The organism is Alishewanella sp. HL-SH05 (assembly GCF_052655985.1).
This window is the reverse complement of sequence record NZ_CP199753.1, coordinates 242,242-263,646: the sequence shown is the minus strand read 5'-3', so window position 1 is coordinate 263,646 and position 21,405 is coordinate 242,242. Positions and strand designations below refer to the sequence as shown.

20 protein-coding genes are annotated in these 21,405 nt (G+C 44.7%); 3 read left to right on the top strand and 17 right to left on the bottom strand.

The window, feature by feature from the left end:
• Positions 1 to 27 precede the first annotated feature (27 nt).
• The 3 genes from ACUJFL_RS01275 (at position 28) to ACUJFL_RS01265 (ending at position 2,993) form a co-directional block, all read left to right on the top strand.
• The gene (locus ACUJFL_RS01275) at positions 28 to 1,167 is read left to right on the top strand and encodes a dicarboxylate/amino acid:cation symporter (RefSeq protein WP_226750643.1); all 1,140 of its coding nucleotides are present in this window, start codon (positions 28 to 30) and stop codon (positions 1,165 to 1,167) included.
• A 73-nt stretch (positions 1,168 to 1,240) separates the two neighbouring features.
• A complete protein-coding gene (locus ACUJFL_RS01270) occupies positions 1,241 to 1,483 on the top strand; it encodes a DUF1289 domain-containing protein (RefSeq protein WP_445428250.1) in 243 nt (80 codons plus the stop codon).
• A gap of 142 nt (positions 1,484 to 1,625) precedes the next feature.
• Positions 1,626 to 2,993 (top strand): M28 family metallopeptidase, encoded by a 1,368-nt coding sequence (locus tag ACUJFL_RS01265; protein ID WP_445428249.1) that lies wholly within the window; start codon positions 1,626 to 1,628, stop codon positions 2,991 to 2,993.
• A gap of 117 nt (positions 2,994 to 3,110) precedes the next feature.
• Here ACUJFL_RS01265 and glmU read toward each other — a convergent pair whose 3' ends face one another.
• From glmU to mioC, 17 genes are all read right to left on the bottom strand, one after another.
• Positions 3,111 to 4,475 carry a bifunctional UDP-N-acetylglucosamine diphosphorylase/glucosamine-1-phosphate N-acetyltransferase GlmU gene (gene glmU, locus ACUJFL_RS01260; RefSeq protein ID WP_445428248.1) on the bottom strand — a complete coding sequence of 455 codons (1,365 nt, stop codon included), beginning with the start codon at positions 4,473 to 4,475 and terminating at the stop codon, positions 3,111 to 3,113.
• Positions 4,476 to 4,823: 348 nt separating this feature from the next.
• A complete protein-coding gene (locus ACUJFL_RS01255) occupies positions 4,824 to 6,767 on the bottom strand; it encodes an alpha/beta hydrolase family protein (RefSeq protein ID WP_445428247.1) in 1,944 nt (647 codons plus the stop codon).
• A 142-nt stretch (positions 6,768 to 6,909) separates the two neighbouring features.
• Positions 6,910 to 8,859 (bottom strand): alpha/beta hydrolase family protein, encoded by a 1,950-nt coding sequence (locus ACUJFL_RS01250; RefSeq protein ID WP_445428246.1) that lies wholly within the window; start codon positions 8,857 to 8,859, stop codon positions 6,910 to 6,912.
• A 199-nt stretch (positions 8,860 to 9,058) separates the two neighbouring features.
• Positions 9,059 to 9,475 (bottom strand): F0F1 ATP synthase subunit epsilon, encoded by a 417-nt coding sequence (locus ACUJFL_RS01245; protein ID WP_226750649.1) that lies wholly within the window; start codon positions 9,473 to 9,475, stop codon positions 9,059 to 9,061.
• A 22-nt stretch (positions 9,476 to 9,497) separates the two neighbouring features.
• Positions 9,498 to 10,883, bottom strand: coding sequence for a F0F1 ATP synthase subunit beta (gene atpD / locus ACUJFL_RS01240; RefSeq protein ID WP_226750650.1), 1,386 nt, complete (start codon positions 10,881 to 10,883; stop codon positions 9,498 to 9,500).
• Between the two features lie 32 nt (positions 10,884 to 10,915).
• On the bottom strand, positions 10,916 to 11,779 hold the full coding sequence (atpG, locus tag ACUJFL_RS01235; protein WP_226750651.1) for a F0F1 ATP synthase subunit gamma: 864 nt from the start codon (positions 11,777 to 11,779) through the stop codon (positions 10,916 to 10,918).
• Between the two features lie 52 nt (positions 11,780 to 11,831).
• Positions 11,832 to 13,373: a F0F1 ATP synthase subunit alpha gene (gene atpA, locus ACUJFL_RS01230; protein WP_226750652.1), complete on the bottom strand. Its 1,542-nt coding sequence runs from the start codon at positions 13,371 to 13,373 to the stop codon at positions 11,832 to 11,834.
• 13 nt (positions 13,374 to 13,386) lie between these two features.
• On the bottom strand, positions 13,387 to 13,920 hold the full coding sequence (gene atpH, locus ACUJFL_RS01225) for a F0F1 ATP synthase subunit delta (protein ID WP_226750653.1): 534 nt from the start codon (positions 13,918 to 13,920) through the stop codon (positions 13,387 to 13,389).
• Positions 13,921 to 13,931: 11 nt separating this feature from the next.
• Complete coding sequence (gene atpF / locus ACUJFL_RS01220) at positions 13,932 to 14,402, bottom strand: F0F1 ATP synthase subunit B (RefSeq protein ID WP_226750654.1); 471 nt, start codon at positions 14,400 to 14,402, stop codon at positions 13,932 to 13,934.
• Between the two features lie 44 nt (positions 14,403 to 14,446).
• A complete protein-coding gene (gene atpE, locus ACUJFL_RS01215; RefSeq protein ID WP_062483651.1) occupies positions 14,447 to 14,680 on the bottom strand; it encodes a F0F1 ATP synthase subunit C in 234 nt (77 codons plus the stop codon).
• A gap of 43 nt (positions 14,681 to 14,723) precedes the next feature.
• Positions 14,724 to 15,584: a F0F1 ATP synthase subunit A gene (gene atpB, locus ACUJFL_RS01210; RefSeq protein ID WP_226750655.1), complete on the bottom strand. Its 861-nt coding sequence runs from the start codon at positions 15,582 to 15,584 to the stop codon at positions 14,724 to 14,726.
• A gap of 14 nt (positions 15,585 to 15,598) precedes the next feature.
• Positions 15,599 to 16,024, bottom strand: a complete 426-nt coding sequence (locus ACUJFL_RS01205) for an ATP synthase subunit I (protein ID WP_267867503.1) — start codon at positions 16,022 to 16,024, stop codon at positions 15,599 to 15,601.
• A gap of 84 nt (positions 16,025 to 16,108) precedes the next feature.
• Positions 16,109 to 16,987 carry a ParB/RepB/Spo0J family partition protein gene (locus ACUJFL_RS01200; protein ID WP_445428245.1) on the bottom strand — a complete coding sequence of 293 codons (879 nt, stop codon included), beginning with the start codon at positions 16,985 to 16,987 and terminating at the stop codon, positions 16,109 to 16,111.
• 26 nt (positions 16,988 to 17,013) lie between these two features.
• A complete protein-coding gene (locus ACUJFL_RS01195) occupies positions 17,014 to 17,811 on the bottom strand; it encodes a ParA family protein (RefSeq protein ID WP_236129123.1) in 798 nt (265 codons plus the stop codon).
• 19 nt (positions 17,812 to 17,830) lie between these two features.
• On the bottom strand, positions 17,831 to 18,457 hold the full coding sequence (gene rsmG, locus ACUJFL_RS01190) for a 16S rRNA (guanine(527)-N(7))-methyltransferase RsmG (RefSeq protein ID WP_445428244.1): 627 nt from the start codon (positions 18,455 to 18,457) through the stop codon (positions 17,831 to 17,833).
• Positions 18,458 to 18,466: 9 nt separating this feature from the next.
• Entirely contained in the window at positions 18,467 to 20,356 is a 1,890-nt protein-coding gene (gene mnmG / locus ACUJFL_RS01185; RefSeq protein ID WP_445429049.1) for a tRNA uridine-5-carboxymethylaminomethyl(34) synthesis enzyme MnmG, read from the bottom strand.
• 462 nt (positions 20,357 to 20,818) lie between these two features.
• Positions 20,819 to 21,271 carry an FMN-binding protein MioC gene (mioC, locus tag ACUJFL_RS01180; protein ID WP_226750661.1) on the bottom strand — a complete coding sequence of 151 codons (453 nt, stop codon included), beginning with the start codon at positions 21,269 to 21,271 and terminating at the stop codon, positions 20,819 to 20,821.
• Positions 21,272 to 21,405 lie beyond the last annotated feature (134 nt).

Sequence of the window (21,405 nt, the reverse complement as noted above, 5' to 3'; positions counted from 1 at the left end):
ATACCTCATAACTAGAACGAGAACACTATGGCACTGATACTAAAACTGATTGCCGGCATTGTGCTGGGCATGTTGTGTGGTCTGTTTGCACCGCACTGGCTAACGCAACTACTGCTAACCTTTAAAGGCCTATTTGGCCAACTGCTATTTTTCACCATCCCATTATTAATCTTATTTTTTATTACCAGTGGTATTGCGGCCTTGCCTCGCAATTCAGGTAAATTACTGGGCCGCACGCTGGGTATTGCCTATTTATCGACGATTTGCGCAGGTACCTTAGCCTTTATCGTTGCGGCGTTAGTTGTGCCGATGCTGGCGCCTGCAACTGCCGATTTAGCCAGTATTGATGGCGTAAATTTAACACCTTATATCGAGATGAATATTCCACCGGTGTTTAATGTAATGACCGCTCTTGCACTCGCCTTTGTATTTGGTTTAGGTATTGCTAGTACGCAAGCCACTTCGTTAAAGCAATTATCTGATCAAGGCCGCGATATTATTCAGCTGTTATTGAGCAAAATTATCATTCCCTTTTTACCGCTTTATATCGCAGGCGTTTTCGCGCAAATGGCGGCGGCAGGTACGGTGTTTGTTACCTTAAAAACCTTTGGCATTGTGTTAGTTTTAGCCTTGGTTCTCCATTGGTTATGGATTGTACTGCTGTTTACTGTTGCAGGTTTAAAAGCGGGTAAATCACCACTGAGCTTAATCAAAACCATGTTGCCCGCCTACTTTACTGCGCTGGGTACCATGTCGAGTGCAGCCACGATCCCGGTATCACTGCAGGCCACCAAAAATAATGGCGTGAAAGAAGACGTTGCCAATTTTGCAGTACCCTTATGTGCCACGGTGCATTTATCAGGCTCGACCATTACTATCGTCAGTTGCGCTGTGGCAGTGATCATGATGAAGAGCAATCTGGAGATCCCATCTTTATTTACCATGTTGCCGTTTATCCTTACCTTAGGTGTGGTGATGTTGGCGGCGCCAGGTGTTCCTGGTGGCGCAGTGATGTCGGCCGTGGGCTTACTTGGTTCAATGCTCGGTTTTGGCGAAGGCGCTATTGCCCTGATGATTGCCCTCTATATGGCGCAAGATAGCTTTGGTACCGCCTGTAATGTCACCGGCGACGGTGCCATTGCCGTGTTAGTAGATCAAGCCGACTAACCGTAAACCGGCATATCGCCAAGCGATGTGCCGGTATCAAACACACAATAATTTTTTAATAAAAGAGCTGTTAATGACCATTTCTTCGCCCTGTGTGGCATGCTGCAAATTAGATGAGCACAAAGTGTGTGTTGGTTGTTACCGACATATCAATGAAATTGTCGACTGGAATCGGCAAAGTGAAGCCGACCTAGTATTAATTATGCAAAAAGTCGCCTTACGCCGCGAACACTATCAGCAACAAGATGCCAATAGTATCGCCACCTCACCGATCACCCAAGCTGAATGGCAAGCGGCAAAAGCCAAGCGTAAATAAGCGTAAAACACCGTGTTGTGTTGCCATCCGTGCAACAACAAAAAAACCATCACAGATATACTGCAACTGACCGCAAGCATCACAACCAAGTATTCAGCTAATCTGTATAGTAAACCTGAGTTGACTCAAACTAGGATCGATTATGTTTACTGCCCGTACTTATCTGGCTGCCTTGTTACTCGCAGCCTTACCCGCACAAGCTCAACAAAATGATAATAAACAACAAATGTTGCATGCGATTGCCGAAGCCCCTTCTGCCGACAATATTAAACGCGATATTGAGAAGCTAGTGAGTTTTGGTACTCGCCATACTTTGTCTGAAACCGAATCGGATACGCGTGGTATTGGCGCAGCACGACGCTGGATCAAAGCTGAATTTGAAAAAATCTCCGCTGAATGTGGAGGCTGTTTAGAAGTATCTTATTCTACAGGGATGATCAGCGGTGAAGCACGCATCCCCAATGCCACGGAAGTAGTCAGTGTTATTGCCATCCAACGCGGTAAAACCGACCCTAATCGTTTCGTCATTATGTCAGGTGATATTGATTCTCGGGTATCCGATGTGATGGATTTTACCAGTGATGCGCCAGGTGCGAATGATAACGCTTCGGGTGTTGCCGGCACGTTAGAAGCCGCCCGCGTATTAAGCCAATATCAATTTAACGGTAGCATTGTTTATGCGGCTTTAGCTGGTGAAGAACAAGGCTTATTTGGCGGCAAAATCTTAGCACAACAAGCCAAAGACGCAGGCTGGCGCATTAAAGCGGTATTAAACAACGATATGATTGGCAATACCGCCGGAATTAACGGTGTGGTCGACAACACCACGGCGCGCGTGTTTGCTGAAGGCACTCGGGCCAACGAAACCGAAGCCGAAGCGCGCAGTCGCCGCTTTACTGGCGGTGAAAACGACTCACCGACGCGTAACCTTGCCCGTTATATTGATTTGATCGCAGATAACTACATGACTAACTTAGATGTGATGCCAGTCTATCGGTTAGATCGTTTTGCCCGTGGTGGTCATCATCGGCCTTTTAACGATTTAGGCTACCCAGCCGTACGTATTATGGAAACCAATGAGCACTATGATCGCCAGCATCAAGATTTACGCACCGAAAATGGCATCGTTTATGGCGACACCATTGATGGCGTTGATTTTGCGTATGCCGCAAAACTAACGGCCCTGAATGCCGTTAGCTTAGCCAGTTTATCTTGGTCACCTAATCCACCTGCCGACGTAACGATTAAAGGCGCAGTAAGTGCCAATACCACTTTGTCATGGGCCGCTCCCTTGCCGCAAGAAGACAAACTGGTAAAAGGTTATAAGATTTACTGGCGTTATACCGACGCTTCAGCTTGGCAATTTAGCCGTGAAGTGGGCAAGGTAACCGAATTTACCTTGGAAAACGTAGTCATTGATAACTACTTTTTTGGTGTAGCCAGTGTTAGCCAAGATGGCATTGAAAGCCCTGTGGTCTTTCCAGGCGCAGCGGGTTCCTTTGGTAATTAAACATCAATGAGCCTAAGCATTTACGGTAAGCTTTTACAGTAAGTACCCCAGGCTAAACTAAAACAAAAAAGCCGGTCTTTTCATGACCGGCTTTTTATTAGCGCTTAAGACGCGCGTTTATTTTTTAATTTTAACTGGGCGCTGCCAGTCAGTAATATGCCGCTGTTTAGCACGAGCGACGACTAACTCACCCGCTTCGGCATCACGGGTTAATACGGTTCCGGCACCCACAGTCGCATTTTTACCTACGGTTACCGGTGCAACCAGCGCACTATTTGAACCAATAAAGGCCCCATCTTCGATAGTTGTGACAAACTTATTGGCACCATCGTAGTTACAGGTAATGGTTCCGGCGCCAACATTCACTTTGTCACCAATGACCGCATCACCTAAATATGTTAAGTGATTCGCCTTAGAGCCTTGGCCTAAGGTGGTTTTTTTCATCTCGACAAAGTTACCAACATGGCTGTCATCTAGCATAACCGTGTCTGGTCGTAAACGAGCAAAAGGGCCAACCGAGCAACCACTGCCTACGCGGGCTTTTTCAATCATCGAGTTAGCTTTTATCTCGGTGTTATCGCCGATAACACAGTCTTTTAAAATACAGTTAGCGCCAATGGTTACGCCTTTACCCAATACCACCTTGCCTTCAAAAATAACGTTGATATCAATCATTACGTCATTGCCTACTTCAACACTGCCGCGCACATCAATACGTGCAGGATCCCGCAGGTTAGCGCCAGATAGCATCAGTTCTTCTGCTTTACGCTGCTGATAGGCCCGCTCTAATGCCGCTAATTGCACGCGGTTATTAGCCCCTTCGACTTCCATCGGATTTTGCGGATGTGCCGTCGTAATGGCGACACCTTCGCTGTGCGCCATGGCAATAATGTCGGTGAGGTAATATTCGCCTTGCGCATTGCTATTCGATAAGCGGCCTAACCAGCCTTTAAGCTGTTTGCCTGGCAGCGCCATAATGCCGCTGTTGACTTCAGTGATCTTAAGCTGCTCGGCTGTGGCATCTTTTTGTTCAACAATGCCTGTTACTTTGCCGTTTTCCCGCACGATACGGCCATAACCGGTTGGGTTAACTAAGTTCACCGTTAAGATAGCCAAACCGTCAGCGGGTTTAACGGCTAACAATTGCTGCAAGGTTTCAATACGGGTTAACGGCACATCGCCGTATAACACCAGTACCGTATCGTCATCGGCGATATTGGGGATGGCTTGCGCCACCGCATGGCCAGTACCCAACTGTTCGGCTTGCAACACCCAATGCAGTGGCTGTTCACCCATGGCCGCTTTTAATGCGTCAGCACCATAGCCATAAACCAGTTGCGGTTTAGCTGCACCAAGCGCACGCGCAGTATCAATAACGTGTTGTACCATTGGCCGCTCAGCCACCTTGTGCAATACCTTAGGTAAGTCTGATTTCATACGGGTGCCTTTACCGGCAGCCAAGATCACTACATTTAATGCCATAACCAATTATCCTTAACGTTTTAATGCGGCTATTCTACCTGAAAACACCATGGCTTGTGGACGTTTGCGGTTTAGATTTTGTTCATCTGGCGCTGCTTAATAAGCAGACACAGGTAAGTACGCCTTTTGCGATGGGTAAATCGTAATAAATAGCCATGGCCGCAGCTGTGGCCTGTGCTCAGTGCTCAGTGCTCAGTGCTCAGTGCTCAGTGCTCAGTGCTCAGTGCTCAGTGCTAAGCTATAGCGATCTCGACTAACAAGTCTACAGACTAGTAACCGGGTTATTAACAAATAAAAAGGGCTAACACCAACGGTGCTAACCCTTTTAGTTGCTCATTAAAAAGCGATTTAATTCGCAGCTTGTTTATCGCCAATATATTTATCAAAGAAAGCTAACATCTTTTGCCAGCGCTCAACGTTATTCTCTGGTTTATAAAAGCCATGGCCTTCTTTTTCTTTCACTAACCACTCATAAGGATGATTACGTTTATCCAGTTCTTCCCGTAAGCGGTGCGCGTGAATAATCGGCACGCGTCTATCCTCTTCACCATGAATGATAAATACCGGTGCTTTTAATTTATCCAAATGTTTAATCGGTGATTGCGCATCCAGTTGCTCTTGGTTACGGCCAATTGCCATTTCTAAATAATTAATACCGCTTTTACGTTCTTGAATATCACCATCGGTATACATTAAGTTTAAGTCAAAAACACCGACAAAACCGACGGTACATTTATACAAATCCGGTTCGCGCACTGCACTCATTAAGGCGGCATAGCCACCATAAGAACCACCGTAAGCGCACACCCGATCTTGATTAACAATACCCTGCTCAACCAAATGCATGACACCATCTGTCATGTCATTAATCATTGTTGTGCCCCAATTCTGGTAACCGGCTTGTAAAAAGCTCCGTCCAAAACCGCCTGAGCCGCGAAAGTTTGGCTGTAACACCGCATAACCGTGTTGCGCTAACACTTTGGCATCTGGATTAATTTCTAAAAAATCCCTTGGACCATGCGGGCCTCCATGCGGATTCATAATTAAGGGTAAGTTTTTCGCTTCAACGCCACGAGGTAAGGTTAGGATGGCATGAATGTCTAAACCGTCTCGACTTTTATAAATAATGGCCTTCGTTTCAGCCAATAATTCTGACTTCATCCAAGGACGGCCATTTAACAAAAAGCTTAACTGATTATTTTTGGTGTCAAACAGATAAAACTCTGGCGGATGGTTAGCCGAACGCGTGGTAAGGACCAAAATACTGTTGTCTCGAGTTGCTGAGTTAATAGCAATTTTCTTTCCTGGAAAGGCCGCTTTTAAGCTTTGTAAGTAACCACTGAAGGTTTTATCTTTAACGTCAGCAAAAAACACATCCTCATGCGTGTCATATTCATAAGAAGCGCCTATCACTTCTTTTAAAAACCCGTCTTCGATACTGAAACTCGGTGTAACATCTACTTTAGGATGATGAGCTAGTATTTCTTCTTTACCCGTTTCTGGATCCATAACACTTAACGCTTTGGTATCCGTTTGAGTATCACTTATCCCCACTACTCTTTTATTATCCGCTAAAAACGCGATGGGTAAAAAACTACCATCACGCTGGCCATAACGGCGTAAAGTAACCCAATCTGATTTTTCATCCTTGCGGTACATCATGACCATTTCGTTGTCATTATCTTGGTCTTCACCCACCGCCATCCGTGCTACACCGTTATTGTCAGTAATCATGCCTGAAGAGCGCATTGGTGCTCTGGCCACCTGCCTAGTACGACCATTTTCAATATTTAACCGCTTAACTAAACTAAATGACCCTTTACGGTTTGGTGTGCTGGTTGTAATAAGCACATACTTGTCATCATCTGGTAAATAGTTAATCACTTGTGCGGGATCTTTTTCTGTTTCAGAACGATAACCCGTTAGCATTCGGGCATTAGAGCCATCCGCATTTACCGCAAAGATTTCACCGGTGCCAACCGGTTGCTCTAAAGCACCGATATCACGCACTAAGGTGATCAATAAACGCTCATTATTAGCCCAGTCGATAGAGCCGATAGAATCTCGGCCAGTAAAGTGACGAACGCTGATAATTTTGTTTGATTTAATATCAATAACGTTGAGGTAAACGTTGCCTTCTTCACTGCGGCTAGTCGCCGCTAAGTATTTACCCGATGGCGATATTTCAATTTCAAGAAACTGGGAAGGGCGTGCAAAATCTTCCAAGGTTAACTCTGCTGCCTGCACAGAAACGACCGCAAAAAATAGGCAACTTATTAGTAGTGCTCTCATTTTATTTACCTCAATTTTTATCAAAGCGTAAGGCTAAATCGCTTTATTATTATTTAAATTCGCAACAACGCGTAAAATATCAAAATAAAAAAAGGGCTGTTATATAAGGTATCAGCCCATGTTTAAGATAATAATTTATCTGTTAATTGGCCGCTTGCTTATCACCGATATATTTATCAAAAAAGGCTAACATCTTTTGCCAGCGCTCAACGTTATTCTCTGGTTTATAAAAGCCATGGCCTTCTTTTTCTTTCACTAACCACTCATAAGGGTGGTTACGTTTTTTCAATTCATCACGCAGTACTTCGGCTTGGATCAGCGGCACGCGTTGATCTTCAGTGCCATGAATAATAAAGATAGGGGCTTTTAGCTTATCAAGATTTTTGATGGCCGATTGTGCATCTAAGCGCGCTTTATCACGGCCGATATACATTTCTAACGTATTTAAGCCGCCTTTTGATTCTGTGGTATCACCATGTTCATACATTAAATTCAAATCTGACATACCGACAAAGCTCACCGCACACTTATATAAATCAGGTTCACGCACCACGCTCATTAATGAAGCATAACCACCGTAAGACGCACCGTAAACACAAACGCGATTAGCATCAACCATGCCTTTATCGATCAGATGTTTCACGCCATCGGTCATATCATCGATCATAGTGGTGCCCCAGTTTAAATAGCCCTGCTGCAAGAAGGAACGGCCAAAACCACCTGATCCGCGAAAGTTTGGCTGTAACACCGCATAACCATGTTGAGCTAACACTTTGGCATCAGTATCAATTTCTAAATAATCCCGAATACCATGCGGGCCACCATGAGGTAATAAGATTAATGGTAAATTTTTAGCGGCTTTGTCTTTAGGTAAGGTCAGTACAGCATGAATATCTAAGCCATCACGCGAGGTGTAAAATATCGACGATGTTTGTGCCAACTGTTCAGCTTTCATCCAAGGCTGACCGTTCAAAAGATAACTTAATTGCATATTGCGCGTGTCAAACAGATAAAACTCACGCGGGTGATTGGCCGAATGAACAGTTAACACAGCCAAGCTGTTATCTTTAGTAATCGAGGTAAAATTAACTTTTTTGTCTGCAAAAGCGGCACGTAAACCTTGTAAATAACCACTAAACGTTTTGTCTTGAATATCTTCAAAGTAAACTTCTTCGTAGATATCATGTTCATACGAAGCACCGATGACTTCATTTATAAAGCCGTTTTTAATACTGTAGATTGCCGAAACATCCACTTTAGGATGATGGGCAATGATTTCCTCTTTGCCGGTTTCAGGATTAAGAATACTAATGGCTTGCGTATCGGTTTGCGTATCGCTAACGCCAAGCACATGTAAATTGTCAGGCATAAATGACAATGGCGTGAAAGAGCCATCACGTTGACCATAACGACGCAAAGTCTCCCAATCCGCTTTTTCATTTTTGCGGTACATCATGATCATTTCATTATCGTTTTCTTGATCGATACCAATAGCGATCCGTGCAACACCTGTGCGATCGGTCATCATGCCGGAAGAGCGCATTGGCGCGCGCGCCACTTGCCGAGCACGGCCATTTTCGATGTTCAGACGTTTAATTAAACTAAAAGACCCTTTGCGGTTGGGTGTTGATGTGACGATTAACACGTAATTTTCATCTTCGGGTAAATAGTTAATGACGGAAGCGGGCGTTTTTTCATTATCCGCACGGTAGCCCGTTAACATACGCGCATTAGAGCCATCGGCATTTACGGCAAAAATTTCACCCGTGCCCACCGGAGATTCTAAAGCACCAATATCACGCACTAAGGTAATTAAGATCCGCTCAGCATTAGCCCAATTAATTGAACCAATCGAATCTCGCCCCGTAAAATGACGAACACTAATAATTTGATTGGTTTTTATATCAATAATTTGCAAATAAATATTACCCTCATCACTGCGTGAAGTTGCAGCGAGGTATTTTCCGGTAGGTGATATTTTAATATCCAAAAACTGTGCAGGGCGTGCATAGTCTTCTAAAGTAAGATTTTGTGCCTGCACAACGATAAGGCATGATGCTATCAATAGTAGAAAACTATACAACGAGCGCATAAAACGATGTCCTGTTATTTTTTATTTTTGCCAACAATTTAATATAAATACCTTTCAGAATTGAAACAAGTTTTAAACGAATTTATCTGAGCTGTTAGTCTGCCAATTTTGGTTTATCACGCTATTTTTAGTCTTTGCACAAATTGTAGGCAAAAAAAAACCACCCTTAGGTGGTTTTTTATCATTTATCAATGGAAACTTATTTCTTACGCAGTTTTTGTATCACGCGCAGCTGAGCAATGGCTTCGGCCAATTGCGCGGCTGCTTCGGCGTAATTAAAGTCAGCGCTGGCATGCTGCATTGCTTCTTCTGCACGTTTCTGTGCGTCTAAAGCCGCTTGCTCATCTAAGTCTTCACCGCGTACCGCTATGTCTGCGAGCACCGTGATCATATCGGGTTGTACTTCAAGTACGCCACCGGCAACATAAATCAGGTGTTCTTCGCCAAACTGCTTTACGATACGGACCATGCCAGGTTTCAGGGTGGTCAGTAACGGGGCGTGGAAAGGTAACACACCTAACTCGCCCTCACTGCCTGTGACCTGCACGGATTCGACAAGGCCTGAGAAAATCTTTTCTTCGGCACTTACTACATCCAGTTGCACTGTCATCGCCATCTCGCTCTCCTAAAGCCTGAACTTAAAGTTTCTTCGCTTTTTCGATCGCTTCGTCGATTGAACCAACCATGTAAAACGCCTGTTCTGGCATATGGTCGTATTCACCGGCCAGGATACCTTTAAAGCCACGGATAGTTTCTTTCAGCGGAACGTATTTACCTGGCGAACCAGTGAATACTTCAGCAACGAAGAATGGCTGAGACAAGAAGCGTTGGATTTTACGCGCACGGTATACAGTTGTACGGTCTTCATCAGACAGTTCGTCCATACCTAAGATGGCAATAATATCTTTTAGCTCTTTGTAACGTTGCAATACCGTTTGTACGCCACGTGCCACTTCATAGTGCTCTTTACCGATAACCAATGGATCTAACTGACGAGAAGTTGAATCCAATGGGTCGATGGCTGGGTAAATACCCAGTGAAGCGATGTTACGGCTTAATACTACCGTTGCATCTAAGTGCGAGAACGTTGTTGCTGGTGATGGGTCAGTTAAGTCATCCGCAGGTACGTAAACGGCTTGAATAGACGTGATAGAACCGGTCTTAGTCGACGTGATACGCTCTTGTAGTACACCCATCTCTTCCGCTAGCGTTGGCTGGTAACCTACTGCTGAAGGCATACGACCTAACAACGCAGATACTTCAGTACCCGCTAGGGTATAACGATAGATGTTATCGACGAAAAACAGTACGTCACGGCCTTCATCACGGAATTTCTCAGCCATGGTTAAGCCGGTTAACGCAACGCGTAAACGGTTACCTGGTGGCTCGTTCATCTGACCGTATACCAACGATACTTTATCTAGTACGTTAGAGTCTTTCATTTCGTGATAGAAGTCGTTACCTTCCCGTGTACGCTCACCTACACCGGCGAATACTGAATAACCGCTGTGCTCGATGGCGATGTTACGGATCAGTTCCATCATGTTTACGGTTTTACCTACACCGGCACCACCGAACAGACCTACTTTACCACCTTTTGCGAACGGACAAACCAAGTCGATAACCTTGATACCGGTTTCCAACAAGGCATTTGACGCCGCTTGATCTTCATATGAAGGCGCAGCGCGGTGAATTGACCAACGCTCTTCTTCACCGATTGGGCCCGCTTCATCGATCGGCTCACCCAATACGTTCATAATACGGCCCAGAGTCGCTGTGCCGACTGGAACCTGAATTGCTTTACCGGTATTACTTACCGCTGAACCGCGACGTAAACCGTCTGTAGTACCCAGCGCGATAGTCCGTACCGTACCGCCACCCAGCTGCTGCTGAACTTCCAGCACTAAACCAGCTAGATCACCGTCGGTCACGTTTAACGCGTCATAGATACCAGGTACCGCATCTTGTGGAAAGTCGATATCCACAACGGCGCCAATGATTTGGACGACCTTACCTTGACTCATGATGTTTCCTCAAATTTGCAAAACTCTTAACCTTAGCCTACAGCTGCCGCACCTGCGACGATCTCGCTGAGCTCTTGGGTAATCGCGGCCTGACGTGCTTTGTTGTACACGAGTTTCAGGTCGTCCATCAGGTTACCAGCGTTGTCGGTTGCGGCTTTCATTGCCACCATCCGCGCTGCATGTTCACTGGCAGCGTTTTCAACAACACCTTGATAAACCTGAGATTCAATATAACGAGACAACAACATATCCAAAATAGGTTTCGGATCTGGCTCGTATAGATAGTCCCAATTATGCTCTTTTTGTGCGATGTCTGCTTTTGGCAGAGGTAACAGTTGATCGATCACTGGCTCTTGCTTCATGGTATTAACAAACTTGTTGTATACCAGGAATAAGCGGTCGATCCGGCCTTCGTTAAATGCTTGCAGCATTACTTGCACCGAACCAATCACATCAGCCAAACGTGGTACGTCACCTGAACCCGATTGTGCAGCGACCACTTTACCACCGAAGCGCTTGAAGAAGGCGGCGGCTTTATTACCGATTACGGCAAATTGAGCATCAACACCTTGCTGTTTCCAGTTCTTCAGTTCGATAGCGACTCGTTTAAACTCGTTGGTATTCAGGCCACCGCAAAGACCACGGTCAGTAGCAATGACGATGTAACCCACTCGTTTCACGTCACGATCCGCTAAATACGGATGACGATATTCGAGCGAACCATTCGCCACATTACCAATCACTTTGCGCATACCTTCAGCGTATGGGCGAGTTGCAGCCACGCGGTCTTGCGCTTTGCGCATTTTGCTGACCGCAACTTTTTCCATAGCACTGGTGATCTTGCGAGTATTATTAATACTCCCAATCTTACTTTTTATCTCTTTACCACCGGCCATGACTGTATCTCCGTTTTTTCAACGAATGGGGTGGCTAAGCCACCCACATTGCTTACCAGGTCTGCGTCGCTTTGAATTTATCAATAGCGGCTTTGAACGTAGACTCGATTTGGTCGTTGTAGTTACCGGTTTTATCGATTTCAGCCATCAGCTCAGCGTGTTCAGCTTTCATAAAGGCGATTAATCCTGCTTCAAAATCAAGGATTTTGGCAACATCAACATCTTTCATAAAGCCTTTTTCGATAGCGAAAATAGACACACCCATCTCAGCAACTGACATCGGGCTGTACTGTAACTGTTTCATCAGCTCAGTCACCTTTTGACCATGCTCTAACTGAGCACGGGTTGCATCATCTAGGTCAGAAGCAAACTGCGCGAACGCGGCTAATTCTGAATACTGAGCTAAGGCTAAACGGATACCGCCACCCAGCTTTTTGATGATTTTAGTTTGCGCTGCACCACCTACCCGCGATACTGAAATACCGGCGTTAACGGCAGGGCGAATACCTGCGTTAAATAAGTCAGTTTCTAAGAAGATCTGACCATCGGTAATTGAGATCACGTTAGTGGGTACGAAAGCAGAAACGTCACCCGCTTGTGTTTCAATGATAGGTAAGGCGGTTAATGAACCGGTTTTACCTTTCACTGCGCCTTTAGTGTATTTTTCAACATAATCGGCATTAACACGCGATGCACGCTCAAGTAGACGAGAGTGTAAATAGAATACGTCACCTGGGTAAGCTTCACGACCTGGTGGACGACGTAACAGTAATGAGATTTGACGGTAAGCAACTGCTTGCTTAGATAAATCATCATATACGATTAGCGCATCTTCACCATTGTCACGGAAGTATTCGCCCATAGTACAGCCAGAGTATGGCGCTAAGTATTGTAACGCAGCTGCTTCAGAAGCAGAGGCCACAACCACGATAGTGTGAGCTAAAGCACCGTGCTCTTCTAATTTACGTACTACGTTAGCGATAGTAGAGGCTTTTTGACCAATTGCCACATAAACGCATTTAACGCCAGTGGCTTTTTGGTTGATGATAGCATCGATTGCCAGGGCCGTTTTACCGGTCTGACGGTCACCGATCAGCAATTCACGCTGACCACGACCGATCGGGATCATCGCATCAACCGATTTGTAACCGGTTTGCATTGGCTGATCAACTGATTGACGTTCGATTACGCCAGGTGCAATTTTTTCTACTGGCTCAAAACCTGCAGCTTCAATTGGACCTTTACCATCAATTGGCGCACCGAGTGTGTTAACTACACGACCTAATAAGCCTGGGCCTACAGGTACTTCTAAGATACGGCCAGTACTTTTAACTTTTGTGCCTTCCGTTAAGTCCGCATACGGACCCATGACTACCGCACCTACTGAATTACGTTCTAAGTTCAGTGCGATTGCATAACGGCTGCCAGGAAGCTCTATCATCTCACCTTGCATACAGTCTGCAAGGCCATTGATACGGATAATACCGTCAGTTACCTGAACGATAGTACCTTCGTTACGAGCTTCACTGACCACGTCGAACTGAGCAATACGACTCTTGATCAGTTCAGATATTTCTGTGGAATTCAGTTGCATTCTCTGTTCCCCATTAAGACTGCAGCGCAGTTGCTAAACGATCCAGCTTACCGCGGACCGAGCCATCAATTACCATGTCACCTGCTTTAATCAGCATTCCGCCGACTACGTCAGGATTGACGCTACAGTGCAATTTAACCTTGCGTGCCAAACGTTGCGATAATGCAGCTATTAGCTTGTCTTGTTGTGCAGTATTCAGTGTGGTGGCAGAAGTTACTTCAACAGTAATTTCTTTTTCATACGCTGCTTTATGCTCAATAAAAGTTGCTAATACTTCAGGCAACGCCAACAAGCGGTGATTTTCAGCCATAACTTTAATAAAGTTGCGACCTTGCTCATTGAGTTGCTCACCACATACCTGGATAAACAGGTCGGCCTGCGTTTCGGCAGTGCCGTTAGTACGCAATATGGCAGCAACCTGTTCGTGTTTTGCTACTTCCGCAGCGAACACCAGCATTTCTAACCATGCGTCCAATGCTTTTTGCTCAACAGCAAAGTCAAAGGCCGCTTTTGCGTAAGGACGAGCAATATTCGTCAAATCAGACATAGCTCACCCTCTTACAGTTCTTGTACCAGTTTTTCCAGGATGTCAGCGTGAGCTGCTTCGTCAATAGAGCGTTGCAGAATTTTCTCTGCGCCGGCTACCGCTAAGGCTGCTACCTGCTTGCGTAAATCTTCACGTAAACGATTGCGTTCAGCTTCAATTTCAGTCTTGGCTTGTGCCAGGATATTGTCGCGCTCAGCAGAAGCTTTCGCTACCGCTTCGTCCAGCATTTTCGCTTCACGCTTTTTCGCTTGCTCGATGATTTCAGCCGCTTGTGCTTTGGCATCTTTTAACTGATCTTTTGCTTTGTCCTGGGCTAAAGCCAAGTCTTTTTCAGCACGATCAGAAGCCGTCAGTCCGTCTGCGATTTTCTTCTGGCGCGCTTCAATTGCATTACTCAGCGGTGGCCAGACGAACTTCATACAAAACAGTACAAAGACGACAAAAGCGATTAATTCTCCGATAAGAGTGGCGTTTAAATTCACGTCCGCTCCTCCTTATTTAGTTGTTCGAGTTTAAAAACCTTAAATTACATTGCGAACAACATGTACATGGCGATACCTACACCGATCATAGCTACGGCGTCGATAAGACCAGCAAGGATGAACATTTTAACCTGTAGTGAAGGTGCTAGTTCTGGTTGACGAGCACAAGCTTCTAAAAACTTACCGCCCATGTTACCGAAACCTAGCGCAGTGCCGATAGCACCGAAACCGATTAACAGCGCAACTGCGATTAATTTGATAGCTACTGCAATTTCCATTTTTATCTCCGATATTTCAAGTTTAAGTTAAAGTTTAAAAAAATTAATGATTGTCCGAACTGGCCATGCTCAGGTAAACAATGGTCAGCATCATAAACACGAACGCCTGCAATACAATTACCAGGATGTGGAATACCGCCCAAACAAAGTGCAGTGGTAACTGCAACAAGCCAATGGCACCAATCAGGATAAAGATCATTTCGCCCGCATACAGGTTACCGAATAAACGTAGTGCCAGCGAGAATGGCTTGGCTACTAAGGCAATCAGTTCAAGTAATAGGTTAAATGGGATCAGTACAATTTGCAGCGGTACGTTTTTGGTGCTGAAAGGATGCAGCGTTAACTCTTTAATAAAGCCAACAACACCTTTAATACGGATTGAATAACCGATCATCAATATGAATACGCCCAATGCTAAAGCGGCGGTCATGTTGATATCAGTTGTGGGTACGATCTTCATGTAAACATCATGCGAGTCCATACCAAAGAAGGTGGCTCCGACCCAACCAGCAAAGGCTGGCAAGAAGTCAACAGGTACTAAGTCCATCAAGTTCATTAGGAAAATCCAAACGAAGATGGTCAGTGCCAGCGGGGCAATAAGTTTACTTTTACCGTGGTAGGTATCTTTAACGTTGGCAGCAACGAATTCGATAACCATTTCCACAAAGCATTGAAATTTACCCGGTACGCCGGTTGTCGCTTTTTTAGCGGCGCTACGGAACAATAATATAAATAAGAGGCCTAAGCCAATAGACCAAGCGAGCGTATCAATGTGCCATGTCCAGAACCCGGCCTCGCTACACGCTTTGTTAAATGCGACACTACCGTCAACGGTACACATTTTGGCGTTAGTAAGGTGGTGCTGAATATGACTGGATAGCGTTAACTCTTCACCTGCAGCCATGTTTCATCCCAATGTTAATGTTTAAAGAAAAAAGGTGCTGTCCATTGTGTGAGCAGGGTAAGCAAAAATCCGGTAAGAAAAGGTCCCGCTACCGTTTGCTCTTGTTGAAAAACCACTGCACACAACACTACTGTTAACAATACTTTCATTGATTGGCCGCGCATCATTGAAGCCGCCACCAATTCTGCTTTATCTGCGCCGCTGTGACGAAACGCAAAAAAAGCGAATGCAAAATTCGCTATTACTGCCACTAAACCGCCTTTAAAAGCCGATTTAGCCGCTGCGGCATCTGCCGCAATCAGAAAGAATAACGCCACCAAGGTTGCAAACACTGCTTGAAACAAAACTAACAAATATGCAGCTTTACGACTTTGCTGGCTATTTGGCTCAGCCACTGTAATTCCCTCTGAAAACGCCCGAGAAGGGGTTACAAAAAACATGCGAAAGTATACTTATTTGCCCCTGATTTGCAACTAAAAGCGGCTTAGACGTTAGTCATGTAGCGATCTTGGAGAAAATTTTAGCTATTCTGATTGTTCGTGGCCTAACTTACCTAAAATGCCATCTAATTCATCTAAACTATTATAGGCAATCATTAAACTACCTTTGCCTTTTTTGTTGTACTGAATTTGCACAGGCGCAGCAAAGCGATCACTTAAGCGTTGTTCAAGTGCAATCACATCGGGATCCTTTACTTTTGGCTCGGGTACAGGTGCTGGTTCAAGTATTTTCCGCACCAAATTTTCAGTATCACGTACCGTCATTTGTTTAGCCGCCACTAAACGGGCAGCATCAGACTGGTCCGCATCTGATAAAGCTAATAAAGCCCGTGCATGCCCCATTTCAATATCGCCATGCTCTAACAACAATTTCACATCATCGTTTAATTGGTTTAAGCGTAAAAGATTGGTGACAGTGGTGCGTGATTTACCGACCGCGTCAGCCACTTGTTGATGGGTTAATTCAAATTCAGATAACAAGCGTTGCAGTGCTATGGCTTCTTCCATAGCATTAAGATCTTCGCGCTGAATATTTTCAATCAGCGCGATAGCCACGGCAGCTTCGTCAGGCACATTTTTGATGAGACAAGGCACTTCGGCAAGTTGTGCCAATTGCGCTGCTCGCCAACGGCGTTCACCCGCGATAATTTCATAGCTGTTTTCGGCTAAGGTACGAACAACGATAGGTTGAATAACCCCTTGCGCCTTGATTGAACTGGCCAGATCGTCTAACGCTTCTTGTGACATGTCTTTACGCGGTTGATATTTACCAGGGCGTAGAAACTCTACTGGAATAGTTTGCAGTTCCGATTTAATCGGTGCGACATCTACTGTGTTAGTAGGTTTACTTGCTGTGAGTAATGCATCAAGCCCTCGGCCTAAACCGCGTTTTTTTGAAGACATGCGAAGTGTAATTCCTTTAGAGGCTGTTAGCTGGTTAGGTTAGCTGCTGTGCTACTTTTCTTTTCAGATCGCCGTAATATTTCACCTGCTAAAGCGAGATAAGCTTTAGCGCCTGTCGAGCTTTTATCGTAATACATTACCGGTGTACCAAAACTTGGCGCTTCGGCAAGCCGAACATTACGCGGGATCACCGCACGATACACCTTATCACCAAAATGTTGTTTTAATTGCTCAGACACATCGTTGGCTAAACGATTACGGGGATCATACATGGTCCGTAATATGCCTTCGATTTTGAGATCGCCATTGATTACCGCGGCTAATTTATTAATAGTTTCAACTAAAGCGGTTAAACCTTCTAGCGCAAAATATTCACATTGCATCGGCACTAATACGCTGTCAGCTGCGGCCATTGCGTTAACCGTCAACATATTCAAAGAAGGTGGGCAATCGATAAAAATAAAATCGTAACTGCTTTTGTAAGCTTTCAATGCGTTCTTCAAACGAAGTTCACGAGCAAAAACATCCATCAGGCGTACTTCGGCCGCGGTCACATCAGAATTGGCCCCTATCAGATGATAACCGCCGGTCGTTTCTTTTACGACCACTTCTGATAAGGGTTTTTCATCGACTAATAATTCGTAAGCACTGGCGGCTAATTCATATTTATCGACGCCGCTCCCCATAGTGGCATTACCTTGAGGATCAAGGTCAATAAGCAGAACTTTACGTTTTGTTGCGGCCATAGAGGCAGCCAAATTCACCGCTGTGGTTGTTTTACCCACGCCGCCTTTTTGGTTAGCTATTGCGATGATCTTGCCCACAAGGATCCCTCTTTGACGATTAGACTTTTTTTAGAATAACCAAATGACGCTGCGCATCCAGCTCTGGTACTTGTAAGTTTTGAATAGCTGTTACTTTAACAAAATCCGGCAAAGCTGCAATTTCTTCTTGCACTGCAGCGCCCTTCATGGCGAAAAACTGGCCGTTTAGCCCAGGTAAATGCTGACACCAGTTCAGCATATCATTAAGTGAGGCAAATGCGCGGCTTATTACACCATCATAACCGGGTTGGGGTTGATGATCTTCAACTCGGCTTTGTAGTGGGAAAATATTGTTTAAGCCTAACTGTAATTTCACCTGATTTAAAAAACGTATACGTTTTCCTAAGCTGTCTAACAAGAAAAATTGTTTCTGTGGATCGTAAATGGCCAATAACACACCAGGTAAACCAGGACCGGTGCCAACATCAATAAAACGTTCGCCGATTAAATAGGGTGCAACAACCAGGCTATCCAATACGTGCTTGATGAGCATTTCTTGTGGATCACGTACTGAAGTGAGGTTGTAAGCGCTGTTCCATTTATCCAATAACCGAACATAATCCACGCATTGTTGTAATTGTTGTTCAGTTAATTGCAGATCGGTTTGTGCAACTAGCCGGCGTAAAGGGCTTAATAAATTAGTCATGCTTTTCCTTTAAGCGCTTTTACGCAGTAAACCTTGTTTTTTTAAGTACACCAACAATAAAGAAATCGCTGCGGGCGTAATGCCTGAAATACGTGATGCTTGGCCAACCGTTTCTGGTTGGGTTTGGTTTAGTTTAACGATAACTTCATTCGATAAACCTTTAACCGAGGCATAGTCGAAGCCTGCAGGCAATTTTGTTGCTTCGTTGCGTTGCTGCTTAGTAATTTCTTCTTGTTGACGGTTAATATAGCCTTCATATTTGATCTGAATTTCAACTTGTTCAGCTGCTATCGGATCAGCTAAACAGGGACCTAATTCAGCAATGCTAATTAATTGCTGATAAGAAACTTCAGGACGGCGGATCAATTCTTCTAAGCTGGCTTCGCGGGTTAAAGGCGTTTTAAGTAATTGATTAACTTCGTTTAAAGCTGGGTGTTGTTGATGGATCCAGCCTTGACGTAAACGTTGTCGTTCAAGTTCAATTTGCTCCATTTTTTCATTAAAGGCAGCCCAACGGATATCGTTTACTAAGCCTAGCTCACGGCCTTTACTGGTTAAACGAGCATCGGCATTATCTTCACGTAACATCAGCCGGTATTCAGCTCGGCTGGTAAACATGCGGTAAGGTTCTTTAGTACCCAGTGTTGTGAGATCATCCACCAGTACACCTAAATACGCCTGATTACGGCTTGGTGACCAACCGTCTTTTTCTTGGGCATACAATGCGGCATTTATCCCGGCTAGTAAGCCTTGTGCACCGGCTTCTTCATAACCGGTGGTACCGTTAATCTGGCCGGCAAAAAATAAGCCTCTGATAAATTTTGTTTCTAAAGTGGCCTTAAGATCGCGTGGATCGAAGAAATCATATTCAATGGCATAGCCTGGACGTGTGATATAGGCGTTTTCCATGCCTTTGATCGATCTCACAATACTGAGTTGCACATCAAACGGTAAACTGGTTGAAATACCGTTAGGATATAGTTCATGCGTGGTTAAACCTTCTGGTTCAATAAAGATCTGATGTTGATCTTTATCAGCAAAACGCATCACTTTGTCTTCAATTGATGGGCAATAACGTGGGCCAATACCTTCGATCACGCCGGTATACATCGGTGAACGATCCAGGTTGTTACGTATTACATCGTGTGTTTTTTCATTGGTGTAGGTGATGTAACACGGGATTTGCGGTGGTTGATCGCTATGTTTGCCTAAGAATGAAAATACTGGCGTAGGATTATCGCCTGGCTGAGCTTGCATAACTGAAAAATCAACGGTGCGTGCATCGATACGCGGCGGTGTGCCGGTTTTTAAACGATCCACTCTAAAGGGTAAATTGCGTAAGCGTTTAGCCAAGGCGATAGACGGCGGATCGCCTGCTCGACCACCCGAAAATTGCTCTAGGCCAATATGGATTTGACCACCCAAAAAGGTGCCTACTGTTAGTACCACGGTTTTACTATGAAACTTTAAACCCATTTGCGTAACAACGCCTTTGACTTGATCTTGTTCAACAATCAGATCATCACAGGCTTGTTGGAAGATTTTAAGATTTGGTTGGTTTTCTAATATGCTACGAATAGCGGCACGATAGAGTTGCCGATCAGCTTGGGCACGAGTAGCACGAACGGCAGGGCCTTTTGAACTGTTTAAAGTTCTAAATTGAATACCACCTCGGTCTGCTGCCATAGCCATGGCGCCACCCAATGCATCGATTTCTTTAACTAGATGGCCTTTGCCAATACCACCAATAGCTGGGTTACACGACATTTGACCGAGGGTTTCGATGTTATGCGTTAGCAATAAAGTATTTTGACCAGCACGAGCTGCAGCTAAGGCGGCTTCAGTACCTGCATGTCCACCACCTACAACGATAACGTCAAAACTTTCTTGAAACAGCATACTTGCCTCGATCACATACAGATTAAAAACAGGGTGCATATTGTAGCCTGATCTTGGGTTGAGTGAAATGGGCAAAATAGGATCAGGATCGTGCTTAATATATATAAGATCTTTTTAGATCTTTTTTATTATTACTTCTATTAAGCAAGCCATTTGCAGTGGATAAGCCTTTTTACATACGAAGGATCAATGGATTAGATAAGATCAGATCCTGTGATCAAGCTTGGATCTACGTCAGGTGAAGCCGTGTGTAAGATCGTTACTTATCCACACTGGGCGCAGAAAATAATTTTATTATTGGGATAAATACAGCTTAATAACCGCATAAAAGACTAGTTATCAACATTAGTTATATTAGAAGTGTCAATATGTGTATAAGGTGTGGGGAAGCGGATCATAAGATCGTGGCGGCTATAGCATTGTTAGCATGCAGGGATCCCTTGTTGGGATCCCGCTGCAAAGTTATCCCAGATCAGATCCGGATAAGCTGTGGATAAACAAAGGTAGCCAAGCTTGGGCAATATCCTCTGGCAAGGCGTCTGTTTGTGCGTCAATATCTAAACCGTCGATAAGGCGTTTTGCACCGCGATTTTCTAATAAAGTGGCAATTTTTTGCCCTGCTAAGCAAAAAGTATCATAACTGGAGTCACCTAAAGTGATCACGGCGTAAGAAAGTGTGTTAAGATCACTGCGATCTTGTGCTAATTGATCCGCAAAGGGTTGAATATTATCAGGCAGATCTCCTGCGCCATAGGTGGATGTGATCACTAACCAGATGTGAGTCGGGTTTAGCTGATCCAAATCGGGTTGAAGATGAAGTTTAGTTTCATATCCCGCTTGTACCAGTGTTTCAGCAACTTGTTCTGCCACATATTCCGCTGCGCCCATTTGGCTGCCAACGAGGATTTCTATCATGGATCTCTTCCAGGTGGTAAATGACTGGCTATACTAATGGAATAAAATCGAGAAAAGCTACGGTTTTTGCTCGTTTTCGTGTTTTTACTGCATTGCAGGCCAAGTAAAAACAACAATAGCACTCCAACAAGCCT